The following is a 16,461-nucleotide window of genomic DNA, read 5'->3' on the forward strand; positions in this document are numbered from 1 at the left end:
TACATCGAGGGACGAACAATGAAAAATATCCTGCTACCGCTTCTACTTAGTGCACTTGCAATGCTTCCTAGTTATACATTCGCTTCTCAAGAGGCGCAGCAACTCGCTGTTTGCCTAACTGATTCACTCAACGGTAAGGAACGTAAGAACCTTGCCAAGTGGATTTATCTGGGTATGTCGACTCACAGTATTATCAAACCTTTCTCAAACGTGACAGAACAAGATATCGATGATACCAATCGCTATGTTGGCGCATTAGTTACGCGCTTATTAACCGAAGACTGCCCAAAGCAAGCAAAAGCCGCTATTGATGTCGGTGGGCAAGGGGCAATGGAAAATGCATTTCGTCTTGTTGGTGAAGTTGCAATGCAAGAATTAATGACAGAGCCCAGTGTTGGCAATGCTTTGGGCGCATTTGATAAATACCTTGATCAAGAAAAGTTTGATAAAGCATTTCAATAGATTTCTATCGGGAAGTCGATACCTAAATAGGGAAGTTAATGTATCAAAAATTTAAATCGTTATTAGGCAACAGCGTTTATAAATCAATCGCGCTTGTTCTCGTTATACTTCTGGCTGGCCCAGAGTTAATGATAGGTTACGAGTTAATGGCGTTAGTTGAAATTTTAGGCCCAACCACATTTGTGCTTATACATTTAGTTGGTATCAAGCTTTATTTTTATAAATTTAAACAGCTTTTTTTACGCTTTGAGTCGCATAGTGCCTTGTTTTTGCCAACATTTAAGCAGCTTAAAATAATGCCAACGTTGCTGTATCACATACTACCAGAGCGCACTTTCGTCGCGAGTTTTTTACTTAGTGTTGCAGTGGGCTGCGCTCAAATAACATATTCCGCTTTTGTGTTTTAATGTCGCGTTGGCTAATTCAATTACCCATTTTTACGCATAATTGTCTGTGCTATGCTGCGACAAATTATTAAATGGATTTTAGATGATGTCTCGTATTAGTAAGCGACTCTTCCGTGCTGAGCAGTTTCACATCGGCGAGGGTAATATTAGTGGCTATATTGCCTGTTTTTTAGCGATGTTATCGTGTTTAGGTGTATTGGCTTTTCACTTCCCTGAATACCTTACAACCCCAGAATTACGACAAAGTTACAGTGTCGAATTTTTACGTCAGTTAATGTTTGTGGCACTGATTATTTCAGGCAGTTTAGGACTGTTGAACTTTGTCCGTAATACCAATAAACGACTGGGGGCAACTGCTTGGGTATTGATAACGGTGGCGATTGCGTTTGGTGGTCCTAACGTTGAAGTGGGCGACTTTAGGGATAACACGCCGTATTTAGGGCTTGATTGGTTTATTCTTGATTTACTCGGCTCTACGCTTATTTTTATCCTTATTGAAAAATTATTACCGCATCGCAAAGAGCAAAAGATTTTACGTTCTGAGTGGCAAGGGGATTTAAATCATTTCTTTATTAATCATTTAATTATTGGCTTTGTACTGCTTGCAACGAACCAGTTTGTTCACCATGCGTTTGGGTGGGCAGTGTCTGAGACTGTACAAGGCTTTATTGTGCAAATGCCGTTTGTTCTACAACTGTTTTTGATTATTTTAGTGGCTGATTTAATGCAGTATTTTGTTCATAAAGCTTATCATGAAGTGCCATTGCTTTGGCGTTTTCATGCTGTGCATCACAGTGCAAAAGAAATGGATTGGTTAGCGGGATCTCGTCAGCATATTTTAGAAATTTTAGTGACTCGCAGCTTAGTGCTTACGCCTATTTTCGTGCTTGGTTTTCCTTCTGATGTCATTAGTCTTTACGTGATCATTGTTGGTTTTCAGGCGGTATTTAACCACGCCAATGTGAGGGTTAAATTTGGGTGGTTGAGATATATCATTGTGACACCACAATTTCACCATTGGCATCATTCATCAGATAAAGCCGCAATTGATAGAAACTATGCCGCGCACTTCTCGTTTTTAGATTACGTACTTGGCACGGCGGTAAAAGGGCAAGCCGAGTGGCCTGATAAATACGGTGTGGTGGGTGATTACATGCCAGAAGGTATGCTCAAACAGCAGTTGTTTCCGTTTAAAAAGCAAAAATAAAGCCTCAACGAGGCCTTATTTTTATAACCGGTTTAATACTTCGCTAAAGCTGGGTCGCTGTATAGCTTCTACGCGTAAGCAATCTGTAGCGATGGCGGCAAGTTGTTCGGTAATGGCGTTCTCGTTGCTGACGACTGTGAGTAAGTCTTCAATAAAATAACCAAGCGCACGTATTTCTATGCCGTGCATGCATTGCTGCTGATACGGCGCTAACTGTGACAAGTCGGTTGCTGCGCCAAAGTCGCCAAAAAGTAAGTCAGCGTTGTCGTTTATCATGCTGTTATGCGCATAGATGTCACCATGGCTGACATGGTTTTTGTGCAAATGCGCCAGTGTGCTGCTCATTTGTTTCACAACCTTTAGCACAAACTCAGGGCTATATTGGCAGCCATTTTCAAAGGTATCGCGAGTACAAGTGTCAAATGACGGAGGTAAACCGAGATTCCTGAAGCCTTCACCAATCAGCTCCATGACTAAACCTAATTGTGATGGCTCATTTATATAGCCAAGTGCTTTGATTAGGTTAGGGTGCTCGTTTGCTTGTAAGCAACAATTTAACTCATCTAGCGGGTAGCCATCGCTGGTTATATTGCCTTTAAATAACTTAAGGGCAATAGGGCGCTGCTGCCATTGTGCTAAATGAATAAACCCCGAGGCACCTTGGCCAATTTGCTGTTTTACATCTAGTTCATCTAAGCCAATTTCAGAAAATTGCTCAGACTCTAGAGAATCTGAACGATTAAAATCATTGCCCGAAAATGCAAGCCACGCAAGTTTGGGCAGTTCAAGCAACCAATTATCAATGTGAGAAAGCCTATTGGCACTTAAGCGAACCAATTCAAGCTCGTGGCAAGCACTCATTGACTCTGGTAGGGCAGTTAACTGATTGCCGGCTAACGCTAATTTTTTTAGTTTACTGTACTCACCAAATGATTCAGGCAACGCTTTGATTTGGTTATCGGTTAAAATTAGCCATTCGATATTGCGTGGTAAGCTGTGCTCGGCAAACTCGCAAATTTGATTCCCTTTAAACGCCACCATGATTAAATTTGGGCATTGCTTTAGTACTTTCGGAATGTGCTTAAACTGATTAAATGATAAAAACAAACGCTTTAAGTTTTTTAGCGTGTGGAAATCATCAGGTAGGTCGCTTAATTGATTATTCGATAAATCGAGAATTTCTAATGTGTTGGCGAGGGTGTAAATTTCTTTTGGAAAATCAGTCAGTGCTTCTTCGAGTTGCAGGCGAGTACAGCCTTGTAAAGCGCCTGATTTTAACTCTTCGAGGGTATTCAAAATTAAGTCCATGTGTTCAGGCCAACATAGTTGGCCTTGTTAATTAAAACTGTGCGTTGTGGTAAACGTTTTGTACGTCGTCGCACTCTTCTAGCATTGATAAAAAACGTTCCATTACTTCAACGTCTTCGCCTTCAATTGGTGCTTCAACTTGTGGTACGAAAGCAATGAGATCTTCATCGAAGTCGCTAATGCCCATTTCTTCAAGTGCAGTGCGCGTATTGTTGTATTCTGTGTGCGGTGCAAATACAGTGATTTTACCGTTTTCAAGTTCAACATCCGTCACATCGACATCGGCCATCATCAATGCTTCTAATACGGCTTCATCATCGTCGCCATCGAATACAAAAATAGCGAGGTGGTCAAACATATGCGATACCGAGTTTTGTGCGCCAATTTTGGCGTTTGCTTTGGTAAAGCACACACGTACGTCGGCAAAAGTACGTTTGTTATTGTCTGTTAAACAGTCAACTATGATCATGCAGTTGCCTGGGCCATACCCTTCATAGCGGGTCGCAACATAATCTTCGCCGCCACCCCCTTTGGCTTTATCGATTGCACGCTCGATTACATGCGTAGGAACTTGGTCTTTCTTTGCGCGCTCGATTAAACGGCGCAGCGCTAAGTTGCCATCAGGGTCTACACCGCCATTCTTAGCGCAGATATAAATTTCTTTACCGTACTTAGAATAAACTTTGGTTTTAGCACCCGCAGTTTTAGCCATTGAATCTTTTTTATTTTGGTAAGCTCTTCCCATCTGCGTGTTGCCTTTTTGTTTTAGTGAAAATTAAAGCGGCTATTCTAATCATTTAGCGCGCTAGTTAACAGTTTTTATTCTTCACTCTGTTGTAATTGCCACATTCGGGCATACTCGCCATTCGCTGCGAGGAGCTGCTGATGTTGACCCTGCTCAACCACTTTACCATTTTGCATTACAATGATTTTATCGGCATCTGTAATGGTTGATAAGCGGTGCGCAATAACAAGACTGGTGTGTTTTTTAGCCACTTCACGCATGGCGCTCAGAATAGCTTGTTCTGAATGTGAATCGAGAGCCGAGGTTGCTTCATCAAACACTAAAATCGGTGAGCCTTTCAAAATTGCGCGAGCAATAGCTATGCGTTGTTTTTCGCCCCCCGATACTTTTAAACCACGCTCACCAACGAGTGTTTGATCGCCCTTATCAAGACTTGCAATAAAACTATCAAGGTGCGCAAGTGAGATCGCGTGATCAATCTCAGCCTCGCTTGCTTGGGGGTTACCGTAAGCTATGTTATCGCGAATTGTGGTGTTAAATAACACGGTGTCTTGCGGCACAATAGCAATTGCTTGTCGTAAACTTTCTAGAGTAACCGTATTAATTGCTTGGTCATCAATATAAATGTTTCCTGCATCGACATCATAAAACCGATAAAGCAGGCGGCTTAAGGTACTTTTACCAGCTCCACTGGCACCCACAATGGCGACTTTACTGCCAGCTGCTACCTCAAAGCTTAATTGCTTTAAGATAGGGCGTTGCTTGTCGTAACTAAATGACACATTGTCGAAGCGAATAGCTGCGTTGTGTAATTTCAGCGGTGTGGCATGTGTATCATCGCTTATTGCTGCTTTTCTATTTAAAAGCCCGAGCATGTTTTCGAGGTCGGTGAGTGCACGGCGGATTTCTCGGTACACAAAGCCTAAAAAGTTGAGCGGTAAAAATAACTGAATCATGTAGGCATTAATCATGACCAGCTCACCAATACTCAACTTTTTATTGACAACATCGCTGGCGCCCAGCCACATTAGTGCCGTTATGGCCGCAGCAATAATAAGTGCTTGTCCTGAATTAAGCGCAAGCAACGACATGCGGTTTTTAAGTCGCGCTTGTTCCCATTTAGCGAGAAAACTGTCGTAGGTGTTTGCTTCAAACTGTTCATTATTAAAATATTTTACTGTTTCGTAATTAAGTAAACTGTCGATTGCACGGGTATTCGAATTATTATCAGCAGCATTTGCTTCACGAATAAATCGGTTGCGCCACTGAGTGACAACAACAGTAAAGACAATATAAGTTGCAACGGCCACGAGGGTCACTAAAGCAAACCACGCAGAGAATAGGGTGGCAAAAATAATCGCCACAGTCATAATTTCAAATAAAGTGGGCACAATATTAAACATTAAAAAGCGCATTAAAAAGCTAAGTCCATTGGTGCCTCGCTCAATGTCGCGACTAATACCGCCGGTTTGTCTGTCTAAATGAAAAGCCAATTCGAGGTTATGTAAATGTTTAAACACTTTTAGACCGATATGACGCATTGCGTGTTCTGTTACGCGTCCAAAAAGGGCATCACGTATTTCGCCAAAAAACACACTCGCAAAACGAAGTAAACCATAGGCCACTAATAGGGCAACAGGCACACTTAAAATAGGGTGAATATTGGCATCAACGGCGTCGATAATTTCTTTTAGAGCCCAAGGCATCAATAATGTCGCGCCTTTAGCAGCAATCAGTGCTAATACTGCTAAAGTAACTCTTCCTTTAAACGTCATTAAATAGGGCCACAGTGTTTTAATGCTTTGTGACAAATTCATAGCATCAGGGGATTTTGTAACCTGTTCTCGACGGCTCATTCCACGCATGGGGGTCTCTTAGAATTAATTTAATAAAAATAGGCAAACATATCGGTATTTTAGGAAAGTGAAAATGCAGCTTTACCTCTATACTGGTGACAGTATACATGAGAGCATTAACATGTAGTTAAATACAAACGTAAACACGAAGAAAGTAAAGGAGTAATCATGAAAACCATTGGTTATGCAGCACATGCCTCAGAAAAACCTTTAGAGCCGTATCATTTTGAACGTCGTGCACTTCGTGACGAAGATGTCTCGATTGAAATCCTTTATTGTGGTGTGTGTCATTCAGATTTACACACTGCAGAAAATGATTGGGGATGGACTCAGTACCCCGTTGTGCCAGGTCATGAAATTGTAGGCCGTGTTCTTGAAGTAGGCAGCGGCGTTACTAAGTACAAAGTAGGCGATCATGTTGCGGTAGGTTGCATGGTTGATAGTTGCCTGAGTTGTGACCAATGTCATCAGGGTGAAGAGCAGTTTTGCCGTGAAGGCATGGTTGGCACTTATTCTGGTCAAGACCGAATTAGCGGTGAATTAACCCAAGGCGGCTATTCAAAACACATCGTGGTGCGTGAAGAGTTTGTATTACGTGTACCAAAAGGTTTAGATTTAGCTAAATGCGCACCTATTTTATGTGCAGGTATCACAACCTATTCACCACTTCGTACTTGGAATGTGGGTCCGGGCAGTCGTGTGGCTGTAATCGGCTTAGGTGGTTTAGGCCACATGGCAATTAAAATTGCAGCGGCAATGGGCGCACATGTGACGGCTATTAGCCGTAGCGATAAGAAAAAACAGCAGGTGCTATCGTATGGCGCAAAAGAGTTATTAGTCTCAAGTGACGAAGCGGTGATGCAAGCACATGCTAATCAATTTGATCTCATTATAAATACCATACCTGTAAAGCATGACTTTACACCTTACATGCCATTACTTGATATTGATGGTACGCAAGTCTTGGTTGGTCAAGTGGGTGAGCTTGCTGAATCAAACTCAGTTCCGATGTTATTGGGGCGCCGTCGTGTTGCAGGTTCATTGATTGGAGGGATAGCGCAAACACAAGAGATCTTAGATTTCTGTGCCTTACATAATATTCTTCCGGAAGTTGAAATGATCAAAATGGACGAAATTAATGATGCCTTCGATAAATTAAAACAAGGTGATATGGCCTCACGTTTTGTCATTGATATGTCATCATTAGACGTGTGATAACAACGCAGTAAGTTAACACTAAAACGCGAGCCTCTTTAGGCTCGCTTTTATGTGTTTAATGACTTGTTTTTTATTTTTTAACCCTCATTATAGAGGGGTTATCAGCTTAATTTATTGGTTTCTCTTTGTTACGGTTTTTTTCAGTCATTATATTGCTATTTACTGTGCTCTTTAGTGCACAGAGCTTAGCTGCGCCTTCGACTGATTCGCCACTGGTTGCCACTAAATTTTATCAGCTTGAATTAACGAAACCCCCTATCATTGCCCATAAACAGGTTATTGTTCATCCAAAGCCTTTAGAAAAGTCGGGTTTTGATACTTTATTACCCCGACTTACAGCCAGTAATTCATCCTTATTTCTTTACCATAGTCAGGTAGATCCTGATTATGAGTTATTGATTGAGTTTTTCGCTGAAAACTGGGGTAAAGCACATTTCTTAGCACCTCCTAAAAGAGCACAGACTGTTCCTTGGTTTGCTATTACGAGTGCGCGAAAATCACGTATTAGTGGCTGGAAAGACGCTAATCTTATTTATAAAGCCCGCGCTACATACCACAGCTAAACGACTTCCTTCGTCATTTTTTTATTTTAGGAATTAATTTTACCGGCTTAATAGAGTCGGAAGGAAGTCTTGTATGTCAAAGAAAAAAAAGCCGACGTTTTGGCGTCGACTAAAAATGAGCTATGCCGCTATGATAGCTGCCTGCATTTTATTAGCTATCAGTGCGCTACCTAATTTATACCCAAATAAATCGTGGTTACACATCGAGCAACCTGAACAGGTTGTATCACTGCAAATGGTGACTAATTCGCTAAATCAACAGGGTTTTAAGGTAGACAAAGCGAATGATTCAGCTAATCAGTTGGCTATTTTATTAAATGAGCCAACACAAAGTGCCAATGCGCTGAGCTTTATTAAAACAGCGTACCCCACCTTAAATAGCAAAATTGTTGAGCATGCCACAAGCCCTCAATGGTTACAGCAGTTAGGCTTATCGCCAATAAAGCTCGGGCTAGATTTAAACGGTGGCGTGCTATTCGTGCTTGATGTTGATTTAGATAAAGCGATGCAAGAGCACCTAAGTAGTGTCTATCAACAAACTAAGTTAGTACTTCGCAAAGAGAAAGTACGCGGCATTCGTGCCAGTGAAGTGAAAGGCGGCATTGAACTGCACGTTTTACCCAGTGGTGAAAATAACCTGGCTGGCTTAGTCGCCACGTTACAAGCGCAATTTAAAGGCCTCGTGCAAACTAAATCAACCAGTAATAATTTAACCACGGCGTTTTTGCATTTTGATGAGCAAAGCCGCAGTGAGTTTGATAAACAAGTGATGGCGCAGAGCTTAACAACATTACGAGGACGTATTGAAGAGCTCGGTATTACTGAAGCGGTAACACAGAGACAAGGCAAGCAGCGTATCCGCATAGAGTTACCCGGTGTGCAAGACCCCGCAGAGGCAAAGCGGATCATTGGTGCGACAGCAACCCTTGATTTTTATCAGGTTGTTGAAGTAGGTGGCAAAGCCTTTAATGTACAAGGTGGCGGAGTTGTTAACCTTAACCCTGTCGCTATTTTTTCGGGGGACCATATTAATAACGCTAATGTGGGCAAAGATGAGTGGGGGAAACCGCTTGTTCAGTTGAGTTTAGATTCGCAAGGTGGCGATGCGATGTCTGCTTTTTCAAAACGCAACATTGGTAAACCCATGGCCACTGTTTACTCAGAGTATTCGCGAAACGCCAATGGCGAAGTGATTAAAAAAAGTGAAGTGATTAATATCGCCAATATTGCTCAACATTTAAGTTCACGCTTTAGTATCACCAATATGAAAAGCCCACAAGCGGCCTACGATTTAGCATTGTTATTGCGTGCAGGTTCGCTCACAGCACCCGTTACAATAATTCAAGAGCAAACGATAGGGCCAAGCTTAGGTGCTGAGAATATTGAGCATGGCCTTGCTGCATTAATGCTGGGTATAGGCATTACTCTTGCTTTTATGGCGCTGTGGTATCGCCGCTTAGGGCTTATTGCCAATATTGCTTTATTACTTAATTTAGCGGCACTAGTGGGGTTAATGTCATTATTACCGGGCGTTGTACTCACGCTACCTGGCATTGCGGGCTTAGTGTTGACCATAGGTATGGCCGTTGATACTAATGTGATTATTTTCGAGCGTATTAAAGAAGAAAAACGCAAAGGTAGACCCACCTATCAAGCCATTGAGCAGGGTTATAATCAAGCATTTTCCACCATTTTTGACGCAAACGTAACAACCATGATTACGGCGATTATTTTGTATGCAGTCGGGTATGGCCCCGTCAAAGGATTTGCCATTACGTTAGCACTTGGCTTACTCACCAGTGTGTTCACCGGTGTGTATATTTCAAAAGCACTTAGCCAAACACTGTATATTAAATTAACGAATTTAGCGGGGGCAAAAGCATGAGCTGGTCTACATTAACAGCAGCAAGTAAAGCGCGCGTTTTAGGATTACTTCTAAGCTGTGCGCTAGTGATAAGTAGCCTTGGGGTGTTATCGGTTAAAGGGTTAAACTTTGGACTTGATTTTACAGGGGGCTATATCACAGATATTAGCACCGAATCGGTTACCTCGATTGCAGACTTAACAGCAAAGCTAAGCCCTGAGGTCGTCGATAAACTAATAATAAGCAAAGCAGGCGATCATCACTTTGTTTTAAGACAAGCCCCAGACCTTAATACAACGGCTAATTGGCAGGCAGAGCTTAGCCAGCAAGGCATTGACTTTAAAGTGCTTTCAACTTCATTTTTAGGGTCTCAAGTGGGTGATGAGTTATTTGAGCAAGGTTGTTTAGCACTTTTTGCCGCACTTATCGCAATTATGGTGTATTTAGCCGTGCGTTTTGAATGGCGACTGGCTGTGGGCTCAGTGGTCGCACTATTACATGACTTAATTTTGGTGCTAGGTTTGTTTTCGTTATTAGGGCTTGAGTTTAATTTAACCGTGCTGGCGAGTTTATTAGCAATTATTGGTTACTCATTAAATGACTCAATCATTGTTGGCGACAGAGTCAGGGAGCTTTTACGTATTCAATCAGGTAGTCAGCGCATTGATACTCATGTGGTGATCAACGATGCAATACGCTCTACACTCACTCGCACATTAATTACCTCAGGTACAACACTTGCGACCATCGCATGTATATGGCTGTTAGCCGGTGCTGCATTAACCGGGTTCGCGATTGCCTTATTTGTCGGCATTGTGGTGGGAACATTTTCATCAATTTGTATTGCTGCCACGTTACCGCAGTTATTGGGTCTGAGTAGCGATAATTACACGCAAACTTTAGATGATAAAACCCAAGCTTACATTGATATGCCTTAACCACACTTGCGCAGGGTTAATCATGATTAACCCTGCGCTTTTTTAAACTTAGCACGCGCAATATAAAGCACCAATCAGATAAGCTAATGAGCTATTGCTAACATATTCAAACCATATCAGTTCAGTTACAAAAATCGTAAAACAGGGTAGAATGCGCATTTTACGTTTTAGCTGCTTTGATATGAATAAAACACACGTTATAGAACACCTTCGTTTCGCCTTAGAATCGCAATTACACCGTGCTAAAGAAGCGGCAAAAGCGGCTCATGATGCTGCCACCCATGAAGAAAGTGTGGCCGAAACTCAATACGACACCCTAGGATTAGAGGCGGCCTATTTAGCTCAAGGTCAAGCTGAACGAGTGAATGAATGTTACCGTGATATTCAAGCGTTTAATACGGTATTCAAAGAAACAGAATTTCCGAAAGTTCGCGAAGGGGCATTGGTCTCTCTTATTGATGATCAAGACCAGCAAAAATGGTTCTTTATTGGTCCAAGTTCTGGTGGCTTATCAGTCACAGTTAAAGAGCACACGATTTATGTTGTGACTCGCGAAGCACCTTTAGGTAAAAAATTGCTTGGTAAAAAAGTGGATGACGAAGTCGAACTTGTCATAGGCGACAAAAAGCAGTTTTATACCATTGATAAGTTAATTTAAACACACTGATTTTTAATTAGTAAATTTCATCTTTAAGTGAAAAATATCTCGTTGGTAACTCCTCGCAAAACACTCTATAAATCACATCAAGCTTAGCGCTTATACCCACACGCTTAATCAATCTAAATGATTTTGCATTATTGCGGGTTGGTATCATAAGCACCCATCTAGTTGAGTGAATTTTAGCCTCATGCATTCACTTAATTGGTTGGGTGTTTTTTCATTATTAAAGACTTATTATAGGAAAAGTCGTGTTTAAAACCTTGATTGTGGTTGATAACAACGAGCAGCGTATTGCTCAAAACTTTGAAAATGTGATCACTTTTGATACTTACCTACGTGATTACCCAAAACATAACGAACCCAAAACACGTATTTTAAATCTGTGCGATACAGGACAGTATTTAAGTAAGGGTTACTATTGTTCTTTACTTGCAGAAGCAAGACAACACCAAGTATTACCCAGCGTAAAAACCATTAATGCATTACGTTCAGATGAGCACAGCTCTCGCCACATGCAATTACAAGGTCGCACCGTATTTTTTGGGCAAACACATTGCGAAGACGATATTAAAGCAACTAAAGCATTGTTTTCACAATACCCTGCGCCAATACTGGTGTGTGACGAGCAAGGTGTAGTGAAACAAGGTGCTATTGCGGCGCTTGATGACGACGCGTTTGCCGAATTTGTAAAACAGTTAAGCAGCTTCACAGAATCTGTCTGGCGTATTCACGATAAAAAACGCCGTTACCGCTGGGATATGGCGATTTTGGTTGATCACCAAGAAAAAGTACCACCCAGTGATAAAGACGCCATTGCAAAATTTATTAAAGCGGCAGCTAAGCATGGCATTTATGCACAAGCACTGACTTTTGATGAAATTACCAGTATTGCGCAATACGACGCACTATTTATTCGTCAAACAACGGCGATTGACCACCCAACTTATCGATTAGCAAGTAAAGCACAAAGCTTAGGGCTTGTGGTAATTGATGACGCAGAGTCAATTTTACGCTGCTGTAATAAAGTGTACTTACACGATGCCTTTAATTATCAAAAAGTGCCAAGTTTAAAAACACATGTGGTAGCTGATACATCAACAGACACCATTGAAAACTTAGAAACAAACTTTACGTACCCATTAGTACTAAAGATGCCAGAGGGGTCATTCTCTAAAGGGGTGTTTAAAGTTCAGAACCGTGAAGAGCTGATTGCAAAACTCACGGAGCTTTTTGAGTTCAGTGCGCTAGTGCTAGCACAAGAGTATATGTACACAGAGTATGACTGGCGTGTAGGGGTGTTAAATGGTCGTGCGATTTATGCATGTCGTTATTTAATGGCGCGTAATCATTGGCAAATTTACAACCATGATGCAAAACGCTTTTTTTCAGGTGGATTTGAAACTCTCCCGACTTTTGAGTTACCGAAAGTGGTATTAGATGCGGCATTAAAAGCCTGTAAAACAGTGGGTAAAGGTTTGTATGGCGTTGATGTAAAAGAACATCAAGGGCGCGCGTACGTACTTGAAGTAAACGATAACCCGAGCATTGATCACAAAGTAGAAGATGCCTACCTTGGCGATGAGCTTTATATGATCATTATGGACGAATTTAAGCAACGCCTTGAAGCACGAGGCCGAGGTTAAATGAAGACACCACATTGCCAAATCCGGTTTGCGAAAGTATCGGATTTGGCGGCACTTGTTGCCATTGAAGAGCAAAGCTTTAGTCAAGATAGATTAAGCAGTCGCAGCATAAAGCGCTGGCTTTCAGCAAGCCATGGTTTGTTAATGGTTGCTGAAGTTAACAGTGAATTGGTCGGTTATGGCCTAGTGTGGTGTCATAAAGGCACGCGGTTAGCGCGGTTGTACTCATTGGCCGTCCTTGCGAGCCAACAAGGTAAAGGGGTGGCTTCGCAGCTGCTAATTGCTCTTGAAAACGAGACTGTAAAACGGGGTCGTAGTTTTATGCGACTAGAGGTTGCAGTCAATAATCAGGCCGCAATTCGTTTATACGAAAAGCATGGTTATCATGTATTTGGTCATTACAGTGATTATTATGATGATCACAGTGATGCGCTACGAATGCAAAAAACGATTCGTCGTAATACTGCCTTTAATGCTGATAAACACACACCGTGGTATCAACAAACCACTGAATTTACCTGTGGTCCCGCGGCATTACTAATGGCTATGTCGTCGCTTAATAATACGCCAATGAGCCAATTAAAAGAACTTGATATTTGGCGTGAGGCAACCACCATTTTTATGACCTCGGGTCACGGTGGCTGCCATCCGCTGGGTTTAGCACTTGCAGCGATGAAACGTGGATTTAAGGCTGATGTTGTTTTAAATACCCGTGAATCATTGTTTATCGATGGTGTAAGAAGTGAAAAGAAAAAAGCAATTTTACACACAGTGCATAACCAATTTGTTGCTGAAGCTATCGTTGCGAAAATGCCTGTACGCTATCAAGAACTAACCCTTAACGATATTGAAACATGGCTAGCGGCGGGTAAAGCGGTAGTTTTACTCATTAGTACATATCGCTTTGATGGTAAAAAATCACCACATTGGGTGTGCGTAACGCATGTGGATGAGCATTGCTTATATGTTCATGACCCATTTTGTGAAGACAAAAAGCAACTCGCCATTGATTGCCAACATGTGCCAATAGCAAAAGCCGATTTTAGTAAAATGGCTAGCTTTGGATCATTGCGGTTAAGCACCGCGATGGCGTTTTCTTTATAATTATTAATTCAAATATTTGGAAGTACAGTGACACTGAATAGTCTATTTGATATTGCCCCTTACTCTTGGTCTGCAATTGGTAGTGCTGCATTTTGTGGTGCGATCATTGGTATGGAGCGCCAATTGCGCGGAAAGCCAGTGGGTATTCGCACCTCGGCGCTTATTGTTCTAGGGACCTATTTATTCTTAGCCACCGCGTTTATGTTACATGGTGATGTAATTGACCACTCCCGTGTAGTTGGGCAAATAATTACAGGTATTGGCTTTTTAGGTGCCGGCGTCATGCTGGCAAAAGATGGCGCAGTGGTCGGTGTTACTTCAGCTGCAACCATTTGGGTATTAGCGTCTATCGGTGTCGTAATTGCCACTGATAACCTTATGGCCGCTATTAAGCTTTCGGTATTGGTTGTGGTTATTTTATACGGTGTTGATGTACTGGAAGCGAAGTTTAAAAGTTTAGGCCGGGGTGTTCACGCACAAGTAAAACGCTATTCAAAATTGTATTATCGCAAAGAAAAATAGTTTCAGAAATTAGAAATCAAACATTAGATATTTGATCTGACCCCGATAAAGTAGGATCCTTTTTGGAGTCAGATCAATTTGAATTTAGATTTTGAGTCGGAAAAATGTAATGACAACTTGTTACTCAATAAAATCAGCTAATTTACAAGATTTATTACTTGTAGATAGCCAAATTCCTGAGTTTGATGGCAGAAATACGCTAAGTAAATTACACGCAAGCTTGGCAGGTCGTGAGCATCTTGTTTTAGTCGCGTATATTGATAATGAGCCTGTCGCGTATAAGCTCGGTTATGGGTTAGATAATAATACCTTTTATAGTTGGCTTGGTGCCGTGTTGCCTAAGTGCCGAGGAATGGGAATTGCTCAAGCTTTATTAGCAGCACAAGAAATGTGGGTGAAAGAGCATAATTACGATGCAATTAATGTGAAATCAATGAATCGTTTTCCTGCGATGCTAAGTCTGTTGATAAAAAATGGCTATACCATAGCGGGTTATGAAGACAGGGGTAACCCGCACAAGAGCAAAATTATATTCAGCAAAGAGCTTGCTTCCAATTAAGTTAGTTTGTCTCAATAATTAAAAATGCGTCGCCTACACTACCTATTCCCATTTTCATTAATATTAAATCCTTTCGAGTGATTAAACTGGTCGTTACCTACGTTAAAAATGTCTGATTTACGACTGCGTGGATGCAGGTGGTAGAGCAATGCAGGAGCAATTGCCGAGAATAACTAAATAACTAAATTTTTGCCTTGTTATCAAACGAAGTTTTATTCGCTCAAAAATTATTCACTTAATTAAGCAAAATGGTATGAGTTGGCTTTTGAAGCGTTGTTTTATGGTATCGAATAGCGTTAACCAAATAGCTTACGTCTTACCACTGTTCTATATTCACTGGGTGTTTGCGACAGTACTTTCTTAAATACACGGGTTAAATGTCCTTGGTCATTATAGCCAACTTCAAGTGCCACCTCTTGGATTGATAAATTAGAAGAGGCGAGTAATTCTTTCGCGCTTTGTACACGTAACTGCTGCCAATATTCAATCGGAGTTTGGCTGGTGGCTTGGCGAAAACGTCGGGTAAACGTTCGATAGCTTAAACTAAATTGGGCTGCAATTTCCTGTAAGGTGAGCTCAGATGTTAGATTGTTTTTAAGCCAAAACTGGATCTGTGCAATTAATTCGTCTGGGTGTTTATCAACAGCACCTTCTAAATAACGCTGATCTTCGTAAGGTTTTCGAATTTCATGGGAGAAGTTACGCTCTACATGTTGTGCGGCTTCTCGGCCATAATACTGGCTAATTATATGCACAATGACATCGGCTAAGGCATTCAAACTGGCAACGGTATACATACGCTCAGACTGGGTAATAAAGAAGTCAGGCTTTAACTGTACATTAGGGTAATCTCGTTTAAATTGTTCAGCATAATGCCAATGCGTTGTGGCTGGGTGACCGTTTAATAAACCTGCTTCTGCTACTAAGCAATTACCTGTGCCTACGCCCACTATATGGCTCCCTTGCAGCCACGAATCAGCGAGCCAATTAACAAGGCGAGGATGTTTACTCACCACAGGTCGAGGGTTACGCCAAATACCTGGAACAATAATTAAATCGCTATATGGCGCTGTGTCGGGGTCGCTGTCGGGCATAATGGCAAGCCCCGTTCTGTTTGCAATCGGTTTTACTGTGCTGGCAACTAAATTGATATTAAGCGGGGTAAATTCATCGTACCGGTGATGACTTTTCGCAAAAGCTTCACCCGCCCTAAGCATTTCTATAGGTAGAGTAAGACTTGTAATGAGTAGGTGAGGGTACACTAAAATACTAATTTCGATAGCGTTTGCATGTTTGCCGTGTGTCACTTTTATTGCTCCGACCAGTTGTTTTTGGCCTATTATGCATGTTATTTGGCTATTAAAGCACAAGGCTACCTAGTTAATCCATTTAAACTTAAGCAAT

Annotated in this window: 16 protein-coding genes; 12 read left to right on the top strand and 4 right to left on the bottom strand. The window is 41.6% G+C overall.

The window, feature by feature from the left end; genetic code table 11:
* Positions 1-18: 18 nt before the first annotated feature.
* From H3302_RS06960 to H3302_RS06970, 3 genes are all read left to right on the top strand, one after another.
* Positions 19-462 (top strand): hypothetical protein, encoded by a 444-nt coding sequence (locus tag H3302_RS06960; RefSeq protein ID WP_118844217.1) that lies wholly within the window; start codon positions 19-21, stop codon positions 460-462.
* 38 nt (positions 463-500) lie between these two features.
* Entirely contained in the window at positions 501-869 is a 369-nt protein-coding gene (locus H3302_RS06965; RefSeq protein WP_182396300.1) for a hypothetical protein, read from the top strand.
* An 82-nt stretch (positions 870-951) separates the two neighbouring features.
* On the top strand, positions 952-2,076 hold the full coding sequence (locus H3302_RS06970; RefSeq protein WP_065979845.1) for a sterol desaturase family protein: 1,125 nt from the start codon (positions 952-954) through the stop codon (positions 2,074-2,076).
* Between the two features lie 21 nt (positions 2,077-2,097).
* Here the strand turns inward: H3302_RS06970 and H3302_RS06975 are convergent, their stop codons facing one another.
* The 3 genes from H3302_RS06975 to H3302_RS06985 all read right to left on the bottom strand — a co-directional run bounded on the left by H3302_RS06975 (position 2,098) and on the right by H3302_RS06985 (position 5,946).
* Complete coding sequence (locus H3302_RS06975; protein WP_259369888.1) at positions 2,098-3,384, bottom strand: leucine-rich repeat-containing protein kinase family protein; 1,287 nt, start codon at positions 3,382-3,384, stop codon at positions 2,098-2,100.
* Positions 3,385-3,415: 31 nt separating this feature from the next.
* The gene (locus tag H3302_RS06980) at positions 3,416-4,129 is read right to left on the bottom strand and encodes a YebC/PmpR family DNA-binding transcriptional regulator (protein ID WP_036968801.1); all 714 of its coding nucleotides are present in this window, start codon (positions 4,127-4,129) and stop codon (positions 3,416-3,418) included.
* Between the two features lie 74 nt (positions 4,130-4,203).
* Entirely contained in the window at positions 4,204-5,946 is a 1,743-nt protein-coding gene (locus H3302_RS06985) for an ABC transporter ATP-binding protein/permease (RefSeq protein ID WP_075593684.1), read from the bottom strand.
* A gap of 207 nt (positions 5,947-6,153) precedes the next feature.
* On the opposite strand from H3302_RS06985, the gene H3302_RS06990 reads away from it, so the two are divergent.
* The 9 genes from H3302_RS06990 to H3302_RS07030 all read left to right on the top strand — a co-directional run bounded on the left by H3302_RS06990 (position 6,154) and on the right by H3302_RS07030 (position 15,057).
* Entirely contained in the window at positions 6,154-7,200 is a 1,047-nt protein-coding gene (locus H3302_RS06990) for an NAD(P)-dependent alcohol dehydrogenase (RefSeq protein ID WP_074988277.1), read from the top strand.
* Between the two features lie 167 nt (positions 7,201-7,367).
* A complete protein-coding gene (locus H3302_RS06995; RefSeq protein WP_051501776.1) occupies positions 7,368-7,766 on the top strand; it encodes a hypothetical protein in 399 nt (132 codons plus the stop codon).
* Between the two features lie 73 nt (positions 7,767-7,839).
* Positions 7,840-9,651, top strand: a complete 1,812-nt coding sequence (gene secD / locus H3302_RS07000; protein WP_182396301.1) for a protein translocase subunit SecD — start codon at positions 7,840-7,842, stop codon at positions 9,649-9,651.
* A complete protein-coding gene (secF, locus tag H3302_RS07005) occupies positions 9,648-10,568 on the top strand; it encodes a protein translocase subunit SecF (RefSeq protein ID WP_182396302.1) in 921 nt (306 codons plus the stop codon). The genes secD and secF overlap by 4 nt, the downstream gene beginning before the upstream one ends.
* A gap of 181 nt (positions 10,569-10,749) precedes the next feature.
* Complete coding sequence (locus H3302_RS07010; protein ID WP_036969237.1) at positions 10,750-11,226, top strand: GreA/GreB family elongation factor; 477 nt, start codon at positions 10,750-10,752, stop codon at positions 11,224-11,226.
* A gap of 251 nt (positions 11,227-11,477) precedes the next feature.
* The gene (locus tag H3302_RS07015; protein WP_036968785.1) at positions 11,478-12,872 is read left to right on the top strand and encodes a RimK family protein; all 1,395 of its coding nucleotides are present in this window, start codon (positions 11,478-11,480) and stop codon (positions 12,870-12,872) included.
* A complete protein-coding gene (locus tag H3302_RS07020; protein WP_182396303.1) occupies positions 12,873-13,976 on the top strand; it encodes a GNAT family N-acetyltransferase/peptidase C39 family protein in 1,104 nt (367 codons plus the stop codon).
* 27 nt (positions 13,977-14,003) lie between these two features.
* A complete protein-coding gene (locus H3302_RS07025; protein WP_036968779.1) occupies positions 14,004-14,498 on the top strand; it encodes an MgtC/SapB family protein in 495 nt (164 codons plus the stop codon).
* Between the two features lie 109 nt (positions 14,499-14,607).
* Positions 14,608-15,057 (top strand): GNAT family N-acetyltransferase, encoded by a 450-nt coding sequence (locus tag H3302_RS07030; protein ID WP_182396304.1) that lies wholly within the window; start codon positions 14,608-14,610, stop codon positions 15,055-15,057.
* 296 nt (positions 15,058-15,353) lie between these two features.
* Here the strand turns inward: H3302_RS07030 and H3302_RS07035 are convergent, their stop codons facing one another.
* Complete coding sequence (locus tag H3302_RS07035) at positions 15,354-16,364, bottom strand: GlxA family transcriptional regulator (RefSeq protein WP_036968773.1); 1,011 nt, start codon at positions 16,362-16,364, stop codon at positions 15,354-15,356.
* Positions 16,365-16,461: the final 97 nt, after the last annotated feature.

It is taken from the genome of Pseudoalteromonas sp. MT33b, assembly GCF_014117385.1.
Classification (GTDB): domain Bacteria; phylum Pseudomonadota; class Gammaproteobacteria; order Enterobacterales; family Alteromonadaceae; genus Pseudoalteromonas; species Pseudoalteromonas lipolytica.

Bases quoted from the DNA above. Each gene is read 5' to 3' on its own strand.
- H3302_RS06960 (WP_118844217.1), top strand. From the start codon at position 19: ATGAAAAATATCCTGCTACCGCTTCTACTTAGTGCACTTGCAATGCTT.
- H3302_RS06965 (WP_182396300.1), top strand. From the start codon at position 501: ATGTATCAAAAATTTAAATCGTTATTAGGCAACAGCGTTTATAAATCA.
- H3302_RS06970 (WP_065979845.1), top strand. From the start codon at position 952: ATGATGTCTCGTATTAGTAAGCGACTCTTCCGTGCTGAGCAGTTTCAC.
- H3302_RS06975 (WP_259369888.1), bottom strand. From the start codon at position 3,384: ATGGACTTAATTTTGAATACCCTCGAAGAGTTAAAATCAGGCGCTTTA.
- H3302_RS06980 (WP_036968801.1), bottom strand. From the start codon at position 4,129: ATGGGAAGAGCTTACCAAAATAAAAAAGATTCAATGGCTAAAACTGCG.
- H3302_RS06985 (WP_075593684.1), bottom strand. From the start codon at position 5,946: ATGAATTTGTCACAAAGCATTAAAACACTGTGGCCCTATTTAATGACG.
- H3302_RS06990 (WP_074988277.1), top strand. From the start codon at position 6,154: ATGAAAACCATTGGTTATGCAGCACATGCCTCAGAAAAACCTTTAGAG.
- secD (WP_182396301.1), top strand. From the start codon at position 7,840: ATGTCAAAGAAAAAAAAGCCGACGTTTTGGCGTCGACTAAAAATGAGC.
- secF (WP_182396302.1), top strand. From the start codon at position 9,648: ATGAGCTGGTCTACATTAACAGCAGCAAGTAAAGCGCGCGTTTTAGGA.
- H3302_RS07010 (WP_036969237.1), top strand. From the start codon at position 10,750: ATGAATAAAACACACGTTATAGAACACCTTCGTTTCGCCTTAGAATCG.
- H3302_RS07020 (WP_182396303.1), top strand. From the start codon at position 12,873: ATGAAGACACCACATTGCCAAATCCGGTTTGCGAAAGTATCGGATTTG.
- H3302_RS07030 (WP_182396304.1), top strand. From the start codon at position 14,608: ATGACAACTTGTTACTCAATAAAATCAGCTAATTTACAAGATTTATTA.